The 15,090-nt window shown below is 48.2% G+C and carries 14 protein-coding genes and 1 riboswitch; of the genes, 11 read left to right on the top strand and 3 right to left on the bottom strand.

Features of this window, described 5'->3' with window-relative positions:
• Positions 1-281: 281 nt before the first annotated feature.
• Together GCU44_RS09535 and GCU44_RS09530 are read right to left on the bottom strand one after the other, a co-directional pair.
• Complete coding sequence (locus GCU44_RS09535) at positions 282-518, bottom strand: acyl carrier protein (protein WP_092172986.1); 237 nt, start codon at positions 516-518, stop codon at positions 282-284.
• Between the two features lie 142 nt (positions 519-660).
• Positions 661-1,959, bottom strand: coding sequence for a voltage-gated chloride channel family protein (locus tag GCU44_RS09530; RefSeq protein ID WP_154856207.1), 1,299 nt, complete (start codon positions 1,957-1,959; stop codon positions 661-663).
• A gap of 57 nt (positions 1,960-2,016) precedes the next feature.
• A riboswitch (Fluoride riboswitch) is annotated at positions 2,017-2,117 on the bottom strand.
• Positions 2,118-2,330: 213 nt separating this feature from the next.
• Between GCU44_RS09530 and GCU44_RS09520 the strand changes: the two genes are divergently transcribed.
• From GCU44_RS09520 to GCU44_RS09510, 3 genes are all read left to right on the top strand, one after another.
• The gene (locus tag GCU44_RS09520) at positions 2,331-3,230 is read left to right on the top strand and encodes a TIGR01777 family oxidoreductase (protein ID WP_154856205.1); all 900 of its coding nucleotides are present in this window, start codon (positions 2,331-2,333) and stop codon (positions 3,228-3,230) included.
• A 78-nt stretch (positions 3,231-3,308) separates the two neighbouring features.
• Positions 3,309-5,861, top strand: a complete 2,553-nt coding sequence (locus tag GCU44_RS09515; RefSeq protein ID WP_154856204.1) for a M14 family metallopeptidase — start codon at positions 3,309-3,311, stop codon at positions 5,859-5,861.
• A gap of 157 nt (positions 5,862-6,018) precedes the next feature.
• Positions 6,019-6,525, top strand: a complete 507-nt coding sequence (locus GCU44_RS09510; RefSeq protein ID WP_154856203.1) for a hypothetical protein — start codon at positions 6,019-6,021, stop codon at positions 6,523-6,525.
• An 11-nt stretch (positions 6,526-6,536) separates the two neighbouring features.
• On the opposite strand, the gene GCU44_RS09505 is transcribed toward GCU44_RS09510, so the two are convergent.
• Positions 6,537-6,842: a DUF4286 family protein gene (locus GCU44_RS09505; protein ID WP_092172968.1), complete on the bottom strand. Its 306-nt coding sequence runs from the start codon at positions 6,840-6,842 to the stop codon at positions 6,537-6,539.
• Between the two features lie 122 nt (positions 6,843-6,964).
• On the opposite strand from GCU44_RS09505, the gene GCU44_RS09500 reads away from it, so the two are divergent.
• The 8 genes from GCU44_RS09500 to GCU44_RS09465 all read left to right on the top strand — a co-directional run bounded on the left by GCU44_RS09500 (position 6,965) and on the right by GCU44_RS09465 (position 15,089).
• Positions 6,965-7,642 carry a carotenoid biosynthesis protein gene (locus GCU44_RS09500; RefSeq protein WP_241684890.1) on the top strand — a complete coding sequence of 226 codons (678 nt, stop codon included), beginning with the start codon at positions 6,965-6,967 and terminating at the stop codon, positions 7,640-7,642.
• A gap of 39 nt (positions 7,643-7,681) precedes the next feature.
• Positions 7,682-8,128, top strand: coding sequence for a sterol desaturase family protein (locus GCU44_RS09495; protein WP_092174768.1), 447 nt, complete (start codon positions 7,682-7,684; stop codon positions 8,126-8,128).
• Entirely contained in the window at positions 8,125-9,012 is an 888-nt protein-coding gene (locus GCU44_RS09490) for a MerR family transcriptional regulator (protein ID WP_092172965.1), read from the top strand. The genes GCU44_RS09495 and GCU44_RS09490 overlap by 4 nt, the downstream gene beginning before the upstream one ends.
• Before the next feature lie 393 nt (positions 9,013-9,405).
• Positions 9,406-11,175, top strand: a complete 1,770-nt coding sequence (locus GCU44_RS09485; protein WP_154856202.1) for a c-type cytochrome — start codon at positions 9,406-9,408, stop codon at positions 11,173-11,175.
• 39 nt (positions 11,176-11,214) lie between these two features.
• Positions 11,215-11,964 carry a carbohydrate-binding family 9-like protein gene (locus GCU44_RS09480; protein ID WP_241684889.1) on the top strand — a complete coding sequence of 250 codons (750 nt, stop codon included), beginning with the start codon at positions 11,215-11,217 and terminating at the stop codon, positions 11,962-11,964.
• 3 nt (positions 11,965-11,967) lie between these two features.
• Positions 11,968-13,218: an amidohydrolase/deacetylase family metallohydrolase gene (locus tag GCU44_RS09475; protein ID WP_092172956.1), complete on the top strand. Its 1,251-nt coding sequence runs from the start codon at positions 11,968-11,970 to the stop codon at positions 13,216-13,218.
• A 99-nt stretch (positions 13,219-13,317) separates the two neighbouring features.
• Positions 13,318-13,809, top strand: a complete 492-nt coding sequence (locus tag GCU44_RS09470; RefSeq protein ID WP_394333693.1) for a RidA family protein — start codon at positions 13,318-13,320, stop codon at positions 13,807-13,809.
• A 56-nt stretch (positions 13,810-13,865) separates the two neighbouring features.
• Entirely contained in the window at positions 13,866-15,089 is a 1,224-nt protein-coding gene (locus GCU44_RS09465) for an aminotransferase class V-fold PLP-dependent enzyme (RefSeq protein ID WP_092172950.1), read from the top strand.
• The last annotated feature ends 1 nt before the right edge of the window (position 15,090 follow it).

Below are 15,090 nucleotides of genomic sequence, written 5' to 3'. Positions count from 1 at the left end.
TCGATGATGCCTGGATACTTTTTAAAAAAAACGCTACCAGAAAGATACACCTTTGTTCCGCCTGCCAAAAAATCAATGATCGCACAAGGCGCACTACACAAGCCAACCAATTCCCTTTTCACAAGCAATGAAATCCGAAAAAAAAATTCTGCCGGATGATTCTCCGACATATAAAACAGCTGTCACGGCACCACATCTACCAGCCATGAATGGCGCTATTCGGGCGCAAAAATATTGCCGAATAGTGGCAATAGCGGACACGGATAACCATCCGCGAGTTCCTAGGAGGCTTGCAACAGGGAGTTAATTAATTCAGATGGGGTTTGAATGCGGGCGATTTTCTCGTCCTCCAATTCCTTTTTCAATTCGTATTCCAACTCGAATATCAAGCCTGATACAAAAATTTTATCCATTCGAAGGTCGTTATAGAAATTCGCTGCCTTTTTTTTACCTGTCAGCGGGATGCCGTACGACTGAAACACCCCGATCGCTTTGCGCATGGCCGTGATCGTTTTCATAATATTAATTCAGGAATTAAGTTAAGTTGAAGACGAATTATCCTGTGATTTTGTTGTGCGAAGCGCCGAGTTTTTTTACTAAAATTTCTTAAATAACGGAAAGATCACAGCGAAACCCAATTTTAGTCTGAAAGTGTGGGCGTTAAAATCGCCCGATGGATTTTCCTTTCCTGCTGGCACCAACACGCTGTTTGGGGCTACCAATTACCTGGGAGCTGTATATGCCGGAATGACCGCTGAAAAGATAAGCCAATACACATGCCAGGCCAACGAATACCCCGGATTCGGCCCCAAACAACTCTATCCCCATCAAGGTACAGGCCAAAGGGGTGTTGGTAGCACCGGAAAAAACACCCACAAATCCCATTCCGGCCAGCAAGGCCACTGGCAGCGGAATGCCAGTCGATAGGGCATTTCCCAGCGTAGCGCCGATGTAAAATAGGGGGGTCACCTCTCCTCCCTTGAATCCGGAGCCCAGTGTGATAGCGGTTTTCATCAATTTGACCAAAAAATCATACCAAGGCAGACTTTCAGAAAAAGCCTCTACAATGGTAGGAATCCCCAATCCGATGTACTTGGTGGTACCCATCAGGTAAACCAAAACAGCAATCAGCAGCCCGCCAACTGCTGGACGAAGCGGAGGGTACGCTATACTCCGGGTAAACAACCCGGACCAGAAATGCGTGGCCTTCGCGAAAAGCCTGCCTGCAAGACCGAAACAGATTCCTGCCGGAATCACCCAAAGGAATGCAACAAAATCTGCCTCCGGAACGAGCGGTATCAGGTACTGGGTATGGGGAACTCCCCACAACCCCGTGCAGGCATAATCTGCCAGGTAAGCAGCAAAAAAAGCCGGCACGATAGCCTCGTACCTCAGCCTGCCGATCACCAACCATTCCAATGCAAAGATTGCGCCCGCCAATGGGGTGCCAAAAACAGAGGAAAACCCTGCCGCAACGCCAACGGTAAGAACAATTCTTCTGTCGGGGACCGGGAGTTTGAACCATTTGGTAAATTGATCCGCTATGGCCCCGCCCATTTGGACGGCTGTACCCTCCCGCCCCGCAGAACCTCCAAAAAAATGTGTCAAAACCGTGCCTCCGAGCACCAGTGGAGCCATGCGTAGGGGAATGACCTGCAACGGATTGTAAAATTCCTCCAATAGTTGGTTGTTTCCTTTGACAACAGCGGCTCCATACCGATGGTACACCCACCCAATAAAAAAACCGCCCAATGGGAGAAAGGCAATGAGCCATCGGTGGGTTTCCCGGTACTCCGTCGCCCAATCCAACAGTCGTAGGAAAAGAGCAGAAGCCGAACCTACCAGCAAGCCAATCACCACCGACAATACCAACCAGCGGAAGGTAAACTGCAGGCTCGGCAGCAATTCCTTACATATAAATTTCTTGAGCACCAGCAAACGACTATTCCTCTTCAACATAAAAGTAACTCAGTAAACCTTGGACATACATGATGCCTGTGACTGGCAGGCGATATGGTTGAAGCAGGAGTCATCAGCTGGCAAAAACAGCGGTTTGAAACGGGAAGTCTGACCAGTGACTTCGACAGTTTGGGTGGAACCCCATCACCCATGGCCACAAATATAAAGAAAGAATTTAATTATATTCGGGGCAGGTTTGCGCAAACGTTTTCCATGATCGAGCTCTCGACACCCTACGCCGGCCCCGGGTCCGGTAAACTCGCCCGGAGACGCAGGTACAAATTGGGAAGGGTTTTCCTGGAATCACGTAGCTGGAATGCTTTTTGATGGAAGATGCTTTCAGGTAATCTGAATTACAGAAAAAAAAAACGATGCAACACATACTGATTACCGGCGGATCCGGTTTGATAGGAAATTCCATCACGGAATTGCTTCAGGAGAAGGGAAAGGAAGTAGCATGGCTTAGCCGAAATCCCGAAAAATATTCCCAAAAATCCTTTTTTTGGGATCCGGACGAGGGCAAACTAGATCCGGATGCCCTCTATTGGGCAGACGCCATTATTCACCTCGCAGGTGCAGGGGTGGCCGACAAACGGTGGACCGACCGCCGGAAACAAGAAATCCTGGATAGCCGTGTAAATGGCAGCAATCTGCTTTTCCAGGAGCTTCAAAAAGTTCGGGACAAACCCAAGGCATTCATCAGCTCTAGTGCCGTGGGGTATTATGGCTTCGATACCGGGGATAGATTGGTTTTTGAAGGAGACCCTCCCGGCCGTGATTTCCTCGCCGAAGTCGTTCGAAAGTGGGAGGCCGCCACCGAAAAGATACAAGAGTTGAAAATCCGAACCGTGCTCTTGCGTGTAGGTATTGTTTTGGCAAAAGATGGCGGGGCACTTGCAGAACTTCTCAAACCGCCGGTAGCTGCTCCGTTGGGTTCGGGAAATCAGTACATGAGCTGGATCCATCTGAAAGATATCGCTCGAATGTTTGTGCATGCCCTGGAAAATCAGGGGATATCGGGGCTATACAATGCCGTTGGCCCCGTGCCCGTGACAAACAGCGTGCTGACAAGAAAGGCTGCCAGACTCAGCAGAAAGCCATTTCTAAACATTGGCGTGCCTGCTTTTGGTATAAAACTGGCCCTGGGAGAAATGGCACAAATGGTGCTGGGGGGTAACCGGGTCAGTTCCGAAAAAATGGAAGGAACCGGATTTGAGTTTACCTATGGCGACCTCCATCAGGCCCTAACCGACCTTTTTCAAAAGAAATGATAAGCGGTCTTCTTATTTTTATTTAAATCCATTATTTTCATTCGATTTTCGCCAATACCCCGAACCAATTATATCGCCATGAAACTCTTTTTATCAAGCATCCTTGTTTTCTTATCTTTTTCTCTCAGCTGGGCTCAGGAGGAAGTAAATCTCAACTACTATCTTCCAGAGACCTTTACCTATGATCCGGCCATACCCGAACCTTCGTCTATTCTGGGTTTTGAAGTCGGGGAATGGCACGCAAACCATTCCCAGGTGGTTCATTATTACCAGACCGTCGCCAACAGCTCGCCCCGTGCAACGCTTGTTGAATACGGACGTACCTATGAAAAGCGGCCCTTGCTGATGCTGGTGGTCTCCTCCCCGGAAAATATCCAAAAAATCGAGGAAATTAAATCCAGTCGGGCTGGATTAAGAAACGGCACCGCCAAGCTCGATCAAATGCCCGTCGTTATGTACATGGGACACTCGGTTCATGGAAACGAACCCTCTGGAGTAAATGCCTCGCTTTTGTCTGCCTATCACTTTACAGCAGCCAGAGAGATCGAAGAAGACCTGGAAAATATCGTCCTGCTGATTGACCCTGCCATTAATCCGGACGGCATAAATCGGTTTGCTTCCTGGGTCAACAGTCACAAAAGTTACCATCCAAACGGTGATCCTGCGAACCGGGAACTGAACGAAGCCTGGCCCAGAGGCCGGACCAATCATTACTGGTTTGATTTAAACCGGGATTGGCTACCGGTACAGCATCCAGAGTCAAGAGGAAGAATCACCCAAATACAGGCCTGGCTACCGAATATTGTACTGGATTTTCACGAAATGGGTACTGACAATACATTTTTCTTTCAGCCAGGAATTCCTAGCCGAAACAATCCACTTACTCCCGAAAAGAATTTTGAGTTGACCGAAAAAATCGCGCAGTACCATGCCAGGTTCCTGGACGAGATTGGGTCCCTGTATTACACGCGCGAGAGTTTTGACGATTACTACTATGGAAAAGGTTCCACCTACCCCGATGTTCAGGGAGCCATTGGCATTTTGTTTGAGCAGGCCTCTTCCCGGGGGCACCTCCAGGAAAATGCCTTCGGAGAGATCAGCTTCCCATTCACTATTCGGAACCAATTTACGACTGCGCTATCCTCTTTTAAGGCCGCCAGGGATATGCGGGTGGAACTCAACCAATACATGGTGGACTTTTACAACGAATCAAAATCCGCTTATGCCGAAGATGACGACAAGGCGTATATATTTGGAGCCAATGAAGACTATGCCCGATCGTATCACCTTGCAGATATCCTCTTGCAACACGATATTCAACTCTACAGCTTGCAAGAAGATATAAATCTGAACGGGGTACCTTTCTCCTCGGGAACCTCTTTCATCGTACCACTGGACCAGCCGCAATACAAACTAATCAAATCCATGTTTGAAACCCGCACGGAGTTTCAGGATAGCCTTTTTTACGATGTGTCCACCTGGAACATGCCCATGGCATTTAATCTGGACTACATGGCGCTCAGCAGTCGGATACTAAATCTCGCAAAAGTAGAGGATGTAAGCGAGGGCTTGACCTTCCAGCCGGGAAAAGTACTGGGTGCGGCCGGTGCGTATAGCTACGCCTTTGAATGGCAGGATTATTATGCACCGAAAGCCACGTACCAATTAATGGAAAAAGGATACCAGGTACGTGTTACCCACAAAACGTTCCAAAACCAACTTGGCAAACTATTCAACCGGGGCACCATTCTGGTGGAGAAAGGCAATTCAACCGCCTCCGATGAGGCGTTTTACGAAGACTTACAAGAGATAGCCTCTGCCAATGGGATCAGCATTCATGCCTTATCTACCGGTTATACCTCCGGCATTAACCTGGGCTCGCCAAGTATCGATGTACTTAAGCAGCCGTCCATCGCTTTGCTGGTTGACGAGGGGGTTGGGAGTGCAGACGCAGGGGAAATTTGGCACCTATTTGACCAGCGAATGGAAATACCGATCACGTTGATGTCGGCAAGCAGCCTATCCTCAGCAAATCTCAACAGGTATTCCGTTCTGATCATGCCAACTGGTAATTATTCCCGTGTTGGAAAAACCGGTGTCAGAAAACTAAACGAATGGCTGGAAAACGGAGGAACCCTCATCGCCCGTGGGACTGCCCTAAACTGGCTGGCCGGCAATGAACTGGCTGCCTTTTCGTTCCTGACACCAGAAAAGACGACGGAGTCGACTCAAAAACCTTACGCAGCCCTGACAAACGACCGGGGGGCCAGAGTGACTGGGGGAGCAATTTTTAACACCAATCTGGATACCACCCACCCACTTGGATACGGATACCTTTCGGGTGACCTGCGTGTTTTTAAATCGGGCAATCAATTTCTAAAACCGTCGGATAACCCCTATGCCAATCCCTTGATGTATACGGATGATCCGCTGGCAAGCGGATACATACATCCAGAAAACCTGGAACTGATGAAGAAAAAAAGCGTAATACAGGTTTCCGCCAAAGGACAGGGACGAATTATTGGATTTGTTGACAATCCAAATTTTCGGGCCTTTTGGTTTGGAACCAATAAACTTTTTCTCAACGCCGTATTTTTTGGGCAGACCATCACGGGTGCCTCGGCGAGGTAATGCAGAAGGACGAAGTAGCATCATTGCTTCGTCCTCCACTTTTCCTTGTATGATGTCCATTTTTAAAGGCTTTTCCCGCGGCATGGACCGTATCTTTTGTAGACGTGATTTACAAAATCCATTAGTTTTATATAAATTGCGGGCAGATAGGTAAACTATGGCCAAAAAGCTTTTCCCGTTAGATAAAAACTATATTCTGCAACAAGCACAAGCTGCAATGGAGGCGGAGATGATGGCATTCATGGTGGAAGAAATTAAAAATTCGTTCACCTGCCTTTTTAACCCCCTTCAATTGCACGACGATACGTATCTTCAGATCCTTCAACAGCCCAATTTTCCAGCCACACACCTGCAGGTTATTTACAGACAACTGTCTGGAATTTATCGGTTCCGCTATGGATCCAATCAACTGGAACTGTTATTTGATGGAAAAAGCCATTTCGAAAAATACCAGGAAGACTGGTCGGCGTGCTTAAAGAGCTGGCTACGAAAGTTAGGAACGGATGAGGGCTTTGTAAAAGCCATGCTGCGAATTACGTTGCTATACGATAGCCCTACCCGGGCGCAATTTGCAGAAAACAGGTGCAAAACGCTGATTAATGATTATTTTGGGCTATTGATCATCAAACGGAAAGGAACGCTTTTGCTAAAAACCGGTTCCTGACTGGTCGGCCGCTAATCTACGGATTCCAGAACAGAACGAAAGGAGACAAACTGACTCCCGAATTTTTCTTTTAACATATCCCACAAAGTAGCACTGTATTTTTTCTGGTAAAACTCGAGGTCTTCCATACTTTCTGCAAAAAATTGAGCGGAAAAATTTATTCCATCTCCATTGTCCTCCTGCAAAAGCCTGAAAAATCGTTTTTCAAAAAACAATCCGGTCTGCATCACGCGTGGTAGGTACTCATACTTCATCCATTCCACAAATTCTGCTTCCCGCTCGTTGTCAATATTAATCGTAATCGTATACAGTATCATGGATTTATTTGTTTTTTATTAGATTTGCCCGGCACGATCCGTTTTTGCATATCCGTTTCGTAAACGAAACAAAAATATGAAAAAAATCATTAGTAAAGGATCGTACCAAAATTGTACCGAAAATGAAATCGATGACCACAAGCACGCCTCAAAATGCAGCGGATTTAATAAAGAAAAATAGGGTAACCGTCGCAAAAACTGTCGTATTGATTTTGCATCTGGTGGGTATTGGTGGCCTTTACTGGGAAGTAAGCCGGCCGCTGTTTCAGTTGGTTACTCCCCTGCATCTGCTGCTGGTTACAGGGCTATTACTCGCCTTCCACGGGGGATACAATCGGCATTTTCTGCTATTTGCGTTCAGTGCTTTTGCGATCGGCATGGTGACCGAAATTATTGGCGTCAACACCGGCCTGATTTTTGGAGAATATTCTTACGGATCGGTACTTGGTCCAAAAATTTTGGGCGTCCCGCTGATGATTGGCGTCAATTGGTTTCTAATGGTCTACGTAACTGCCGGGGTTTGGCACCAAATCATTGGAAACGATTTTTTAGCGGCCCTGGCCGGCGCCGCACTGATGGTAGCGATGGATTTCAACCTGGAGCCAGTGGCCATCAAATTGGATTTCTGGCAGTGGGAATCAGAAACGATACCAATTTCTAACTATTTAAGTTGGTTTTTGATCGCCTTTGTGATCCAGATGCTCTACAGAAAGCTGGCCTTTGCCAAGGAGAATAAACTAACCTTCTTCGTGTTTCTTAATTTACTGCTGTTTTTTTTCCTGCTTGCAATTATTCTTTGATAAAAAAAACATTTTAATCGCATTAAAGTTACCTCAATGATGATCTATGCATTATTTTATATAGCGGCTGGGTTTTTATCCATGGAATTATCCGGGTGGTTCATTCACAAGTACCTTATGCACGGTCCATTGTGGGGGATTCACAAAACCCATCACGTTCACACCAAAGGCTATTTTGAGTGGAACGACCTGTTTTCACTGCTTTTTGGAAGCGTAGCTGTTATTTTGATTTTTCTGGGAGTGGAAACGCTCGATTACCGATTTTGGATGGGCATCGGAATTAGTCTGTACGGAATGAGTTATTTTTTTTTACACGATGTGCTAATACACCGGAGGATGAAGTTCTTCAGAAAACCAAAAAAAGGGTACCTGGCGGGGATTTTTAAAGCGCACCAAGCGCATCACGCTACCCGGGAACGGGACGGATCGGTTGCGTTCGGATTGTTTATTGTTCCGTTTAAATACTTTAAAGAAAGATCGAAATGAGTAATTATTCCATAAAGGACCTGGAACAGCTGTCGGGGATCAAGGCGCATACCTTGCGTATTTGGGAGCAACGCTACAACCTTCTCAAACCCAAACGGACAGAGACCAATATTCGGTTTTACGACGACGAGGACCTGAAGCTCATTCTTAATGTGGCCTTGTTGAACGACAATGGCTTCAAAATAAGCAAAATTGCGAAGATGAATTTTGAGGACATGAAGACAGAAGTCCTCAAACTCACCGATCGGTCCTTTGCCTACGACGATCAGATTCATTCTCTGATTATCGCCATGGTGGAATTGGACGAAGACCGATTTGAAAAGATCATCTCCACAAACATTTTGAAAATCGGCTTCGAAATGTCCATGCTAAATATCATCTATCCTTTTTTATCGAAAATTGGTGTTTTGTGGCAAACCGGAAGCATTCATCCTGGACAGGAACACTTTATCAGCAACCTGGTCAGGCAAAAACTTATTGTTGCCATTGACGGACAGTTGTATACAGGGGGAGGAAAAAAATTTCTCCTCTTCCTTCCGGAAGGAGAGCTCCATGAAATCTCCTTGCTCTTTTCCTGTTACCTCTTAAAATCAAGCGGTCATAAAGTGATCTACCTGGGACAAAACACACCTAGAGAGGATTTGAATAGCGTTTATTCCGTCCATAAACCGGACTACCTCGTGACCGTCATTACCACGTCACCTTCCGGCCCTCAGGTGCAGGACTACCTGGACTACCTATCGAAGAAGTTTCAGGAATCAGAAATTCTGGTTTCCGGATACCAAATTATCGGGCAGGACCTGGAAATACCGGCTAATGTACACGTGATGCATTATTTAAAGGATATCAAAGAATACTTGCTATCTCTGACACACGTGGCTTGATGCCCGTTTTCTAACAAGAGGAATATTTATCTGGCAATCACGTCGTACCGCGAGCATGTACTCCATGCGTTCGTTGTGAACTACTTGCCATTTCTGGCAGGTTCCATCCACTTACGTAATTTTTTTACAGGATTGCGTACTAAATTAATGTAAATTTTACGAATTCCACTTAACTTACTCTCCTGAAATCACATTCACCCGGAATAAACCAGGCTCCGATTCCTGGGCTGATCGCCACGGAAAAGGGCTGGAATAAATACGAAACGAGGCATCCCGGCAGGAAGAAAGGCCCCGAAGGCAAGCGTCCAACCCATCGCGGTTGGTTTCGCTGCGTGTGGTTTTCTATCGTCACACCAAAACATAAACAATCGTACCTCATTTGATTTGATCACAATGAAAGGAACAGTGAATTTCAAAAAACTTTCAAGTCCATGCGTACTCCTTTGGACGCTATTTGTTATCAGCAGCGCTTGCGATCCGGGCAGCAGCCTCCCCAAAGGCGACCCGGATAACGGTGGCCTTTTCCTTCCGGAGGGTTTTGAAGCTCTGGTGGTTGTCGATAGCATTGGGCGGGCACGGCACCTGACGGTAAACGACAATGGAGACATCTACGTAAAGCTTCGGGTACCAAACGAGCAGGGGCAGGGCATCGTGGCGCTTCGGGACACCGATGCCAATGGAAAAGCCGATGTGATAGAAACGTTTGGCGATTACCCGGATACCGGCAATTACGGAACCGGGATGGAAATTTACAACGGATACCTGTACTTCAGTACCGCGGGTGAGGTGTACCGCACCCGCCTGGACCCGGAAAAATTGGTGCCTACGGGAGAGGTAGAGTTGATCATGAAAGACGATTATAAGAATGCCGAGCATGGCTACGAACACATCGCTAAACCCATTGCATTTGATGGGGAGGGAAACATGTACGTTCCGTTTGGCTCTCCCGGAGACGTCTGCCAGGAGTTTAATCGTCGACCCGGCGCCCCCGGCATGGAGCCTTGTCCGCAGCTGGAATGGCACGGAGGGATCTGGCGGTTCGATGCGAACAAACCGAACCAAACCCAGCAAGACGGATACCGGTACGCGACGGGGATACGTAGTGTAGTGGCCATGGATTGGAATAAGGAAGAAAACAGTTTGTATGTCGTTCAGCACGGCAGGGATAACCTACACCGGACTTGGCCGGAAATGTATTCCCGTTGGGAGTCGGCCCTGCTTCCATCCGAGGAGTTTTTCAAAGTGGAAGACGGTACCGATGGCGGCTGGCCGTACTATTACTACGACCACATGCGCGAAAAAAAATTACTGAATCCCGAATACGGTGGTGACAAAGAAAAAGACACGGGAGCCGAAAATGTGGAATGGCCCCTGGTGGGTTTCCCCGGCCATTTTGCGCCAAATGACCTGTACTTTTACCGGGGCGATCAGTTTCCGGAAAGGTACAAAAACGGCGCCTTTGTTGCCTTCCACGGCAGTACCATCCGCGGTCCCTACCCGCAGGGAGGGTATTTTGTGGGGTTTGTGCCCTTCGAAGATGGAAAACCCTCCGGGCCATGGGAGGTCTTTGCCGATGGGTTCGCCCAATTGGACACAATCGTCAATACCGGTGATGCAGCAGCCCGGCCAATGGGGATTTCCATGGGACCCGACGGTTCTTTGTACGTTACCGAAAGCGTGCAGGGAAAGGTCTGGAGAATCGTCTATTCCGGAGACAAGTCGGAATTTGGAGACGCTGCGCTAGCGAAGCTGGAAGAGCGGAAAAAAACCAGAACCAATATCAAAGACCCCGACGAAGAATTGGACAATCTTGAAAAAGGGCTGTTGGAAACCGGTGCCCAAACGTATAATATCTACTGTGCTACCTGCCATCAGGCAAACGGGAAGGGTGATGGAACCCGCTTCCCACCCCTGTCCGAAACGGATTGGGTAACCGGAAACCGCGGTGATAGTAAGCGAAAGTTAATCGAATTGCTTCTGAATGGTCTGGAAGGCCAAATCGAGGTAAATGGAGTGGCCTATAACGGCATTATGCCGGCCCATTCCTTTTTGAGTGATGCGGAAGTGGCGGGCGTACTAACCTATATTCGAAAAAGCTTTGGCAACAATGCCTCAAGTATTTCTGCCACTGAGGTAGCCCAGGTTCGCAGAGAATTAAAATAATTTGTGTTGGAAGCTTCTATTACTTAATTTCATGACACGATGAACCCGATATACTTCCTGTTTCTTTTGGCTTTTGCTCCCATTCAAAATCCCAATCCAAAACCCATGTTCCAACCCGGACCCGCTCCTTCCGAATACCTCGTTAAACCTGTCAAAAAACCGATTCCCATTGACGGAAATTGGGAAAAAGAAGTTTGGCAAGAAGTACCGGCAGCGGAAATTGCCTTGCATATGGGTGAAAACCCGCCGTTCTCTCCGACCACCCAGGTAAAATTACGCTACGACAAACGTCATATTTACGGGATATTTAAGGTGGAAGACCAGTACGTTCGCTGCCTGGTGGAGGAAATCAACGGTCCGGTTTCGACGGATTCCTGCGTAGAATTTTTCTTCGCGCCGGACAGCAATGCCCCCCTCGAGTACTTTAACCTGGAAATCAACTGCTCGGGCGTACCGCTGTTTCATTACGTGACTGCTCCCCGAAAGGAATACGAGGTCGTGGATGCAGAGAAGATCGAAAAGATCGAAATCGCGCATTCGCTCTCGGGAAAGATCGACCCGGAAATCCAGGAACCTGTCACCTGGTACATCGAATTCAAACTGCCGCTAAAAATTCTCAAGTCCTACCGTGACATCACGCCGCCAGGTCCCGGTGTGCGCTGGAAAGCCAATTTTTACAAAACAGGCAGCAAAACCAGTAATCCGCACTACTTCACCTGGAACGAAGTCATCAATCACCGGCCGGATTTTCACCTGCCGCACTATTTTGGAAACCTTATCTTTGAATAAGCCATGAAGAGATTCCCACTATCTTTCGCGATTTTTCTCTGCAGCCTGTTGGTTCTCCAGGCGCAGGAGTTTGATATTTTGATCAGAAATGGCCATGTAATTGACCCGAAAAATCAGCGGGATGAAGTGTTAGACATCGCCATCAAGGACAAAAAAATCGCCCGAGTAGCAAAAGATATCGATGCCAGCGCAGCAAAGAAAACGATCGATGCCACAGGCATGATTGTCAGTCCGGGTTTGATAGACATTCATGGCCACCACTTCTTTGGAACGGTTCCTCACCGCTACCTGAGCAATAGTTATTCCGCACTTCCTCCCGACGGGTTTACCTTCCGGGCCGGAGTGACCACCGTGGCAGATGCAGGTGGAGCGGGATGGAAGAATTTCCGCACGTTTAAGGAACAGGTAATCGATCGATCCCGAACAAGGGTCCTCGCCTTTATCAATATCGTGGGAGATGGCATGAGCGGGGTGGTCCCCAACGAACAGGACCAAAGCGACATGGATCCAAAGATGACCGCGATGGTAGCCCGCCAATTTCCAGAAATAATCGGTGTGAAAATCGCCCACTTCAGGGGACACGAATGGGCTCCCTATCACAAAGCCGCAGAAGCCGGCAGGTCCGCAGGTATTCCAGTCATGGTAGACCTGGGCGGAGCCGACCCCGCACTGCCTTTATCCACGTTATTTCTGGAAATCCTCCAACCGGGCGATATACTCACACACATGTATGGGCGCAATTACTCCGGACATGGGCCGAAAGAAGCGGTTTTGGATGAAAATGGCACCGTCCGCCCGCATTGGAAAGAAGCTCGGGAAAAGGGATTGATCTTTGATGTAGGGCATGGTGGTGGCTCCTTTTACTACGACATCGCCGTGCCAGCGACGCAGCAGGGATTTTGGCCCAACACCATCAGCACAGATCTGCATACCGGAAGTATGAATGGCGGCATGAAAGATATGCTAAATGTGGTATCCAAAATGATGAACTTGGGAATGAGCCTCCAAGAGGCCATTGCTGCCTCTACTTGGAAACCTGCGCAGGTCATCCAACGGGAAGAACTGGGCCACCTCTCCGAAGGTGCCGAGGCCGATATCGCTGTCTTTTCCCTTCACACCGGAGCGTATGGATTCCTGGATTCCTCGGGAGCTGCTGCCACCGGGACGCAGAAGCTCGAAGCAGAACTGACCTTACGGGCAGGGGCCATTGTCTGGGACCTTAATGGGCTAGGGAGCAAAGCCTGGAACGACTGAGGTACTGAACTAAAGCTAACCACCCTTTTCACGAACGCCAACACTTAAATAACTAGTATCATGCAAAAACCACTACACTACATGCTATTACTGGGACTTATGACCCTCTCCGTGATGGGCTATTCCCAACAAGACCCGGAGCAAAAATTAAAAGCCATGGGCATCACCCTTAGGGAACCTGCCCCTCCAACGGCCAACTTTGTCCGAGCTGTCCGTACCGGCAATTTGGTGTTTCTCTCCGGACACGGTCCTAGCCGGGGCGATGGCACCAGCGTTCAGGGAAAAGTAGGTACTGAGCTAACCATAACGGAAGGCCAGGAAGCGGCACGCCTCACGGGCATTGCCCTGCTTTCTACCTTGAAAGCTGAAATTGGGGATTTGAATAAAGTAAAACGCATTGTAAAAGTCCTCGGTATGGTAAATGCAAGTACGGATTTTACCCAACAGCCCCGCGTCATGAACGGGTTTTCGGACTTTATGGTGGAAGTTTTTGGAGAGAAAGGAAAACATGCCCGCTCCGCGGTTGGCATGGGTTCCCTACCCAATAATATTGCGGTGGAAATTGAAATGATTGTAGAAATAGAAGACTAAGGCCTTCAGCAGAGCCTGCCATTTACCGGCCCTGATCGTATAAAAAGACAAAGCAAATGTTAAGTAGAAGAAAATTATTAAAAAGACTGGGAACACTTCCCTTGATTGGAGGAGTAATGGGTAGTGGAATCCCGCTATCCGGTGCACTGGCTGCGGAAACCTCTGCGGCCCCAAAACGAGATCTGGTCAAGGAACTCGGCCTCCGTAGCTTTATTAATGCAGCCGGGACCTATACCGCAATGACCGCTTCTCTGATGCCCAAAGAAGTCATGGAAGCGATTAATTTCTCTTCCGACCACTACATCATGCTGGACGAGGTTCAGGATAAAGTAGGAGAAAAGATCGCCGCCATCTGCCACGCAGAGGCTGCTACCGTCACGGCTGGCTGCTGGTCTGCCATGGTTTTGGGAACCGCCGGAGTTTTGACGGGAAAAGATCGGGATAAGATCCGACAGCTTCCCAACCTGGAGGGGATGAAGTCCGAAGTCATCGTTCAAAAATCCCATAACGTGGGGTACGTACATGCGATTACCAACACCGGAGTTTCGGTGGTAGAGGTAGAGACGGCCGCCGACGTGGACCGTGCAGTTAACGACAAAACGGCAATGCTGTGGTTTTTGAATTACCAGGCCCCGGCCGGTAAAATAACCCACGAAGAGTGGGTTGCACTCGGTAAAAAACACGGAATTCCGACCATGATTGACATGGCTGCCGATGTGCCTCCAGTCGAAAACCTCTGGAAGTACAACGACATGGGATTTGACCTGGTCTGTATTTCGGGTGGAAAGGCCATCAAGGGTCCCCAAAGCGCCGGCATACTGATGGGCAGAAAAGACCTCATTGAGGCCGCCCGGCTAAGTGCTCCCCCTCGTGGAGGCACCATCGGCCGTGGAATGAAAGTAAACAAAGAAGAAATTCTAGGGATGTACGTCGCACTGGACGAATACGTCAAAAAAGACCATGCGAAAGAGTGGAAGGAATGGGAAGACAAAGTGGCTTATGTTGCCGCGGAAGTAGAAAAAATCAGTGGCGTCACCACCGAAGTTTCTGTTCCTCCCATTGCCAACCATACGCCCTACCTAAAAATTTCCTGGGACCCCGCTACGATAAAGCTTACCCGGGAACAAATGCAGGAGAAACTTCGGATGGGGCAACCATCCATTGAAGTGATTAGTGGAGGCGATCATGCGATTAGCATGACCGTGTTTATGCTCCGACCCAAAGAGGAAAAAATTGTGGCAAAACGAATTGCCGAAGAATTACAAATCGCTAAAGTGTAAC

The organism is Cyclobacterium xiamenense (assembly GCF_009467825.1).
GTDB lineage: Bacteria > Bacteroidota > Bacteroidia > Cytophagales > Cyclobacteriaceae > Cyclobacterium > Cyclobacterium xiamenense.
The sequence above is the reverse complement of the archived record's forward strand: the minus strand, read 5'-3'. Positions and strand labels throughout refer to the sequence as shown.

Coding starts and splice junctions, on each gene's coding strand:
- GCU44_RS09535 (WP_092172986.1), bottom strand. CDS start 518: ATGAAAACGATCACGGCCATGCGCAAAGCGATCGGGGTGTTTCAGTCG.
- GCU44_RS09530 (WP_154856207.1), bottom strand. CDS start 1,959: ATGTTGAAGAGGAATAGTCGTTTGCTGGTGCTCAAGAAATTTATATGT.
- GCU44_RS09520 (WP_154856205.1), top strand. CDS start 2,331: ATGCAACACATACTGATTACCGGCGGATCCGGTTTGATAGGAAATTCC.
- GCU44_RS09515 (WP_154856204.1), top strand. CDS start 3,309: ATGAAACTCTTTTTATCAAGCATCCTTGTTTTCTTATCTTTTTCTCTC.
- GCU44_RS09510 (WP_154856203.1), top strand. CDS start 6,019: ATGGCCAAAAAGCTTTTCCCGTTAGATAAAAACTATATTCTGCAACAA.
- GCU44_RS09505 (WP_092172968.1), bottom strand. CDS start 6,842: ATGATACTGTATACGATTACGATTAATATTGACAACGAGCGGGAAGCA.
- GCU44_RS09500 (WP_241684890.1), top strand. CDS start 6,965: ATGAAATCGATGACCACAAGCACGCCTCAAAATGCAGCGGATTTAATA.
- GCU44_RS09495 (WP_092174768.1), top strand. CDS start 7,682: ATGATCTATGCATTATTTTATATAGCGGCTGGGTTTTTATCCATGGAA.
- GCU44_RS09490 (WP_092172965.1), top strand. CDS start 8,125: ATGAGTAATTATTCCATAAAGGACCTGGAACAGCTGTCGGGGATCAAG.
- GCU44_RS09485 (WP_154856202.1), top strand. CDS start 9,406: ATGAAAGGAACAGTGAATTTCAAAAAACTTTCAAGTCCATGCGTACTC.
- GCU44_RS09480 (WP_241684889.1), top strand. CDS start 11,215: ATGAACCCGATATACTTCCTGTTTCTTTTGGCTTTTGCTCCCATTCAA.
- GCU44_RS09475 (WP_092172956.1), top strand. CDS start 11,968: ATGAAGAGATTCCCACTATCTTTCGCGATTTTTCTCTGCAGCCTGTTG.
- GCU44_RS09470 (WP_394333693.1), top strand. CDS start 13,318: ATGACCCTCTCCGTGATGGGCTATTCCCAACAAGACCCGGAGCAAAAA.
- GCU44_RS09465 (WP_092172950.1), top strand. CDS start 13,866: ATGTTAAGTAGAAGAAAATTATTAAAAAGACTGGGAACACTTCCCTTG.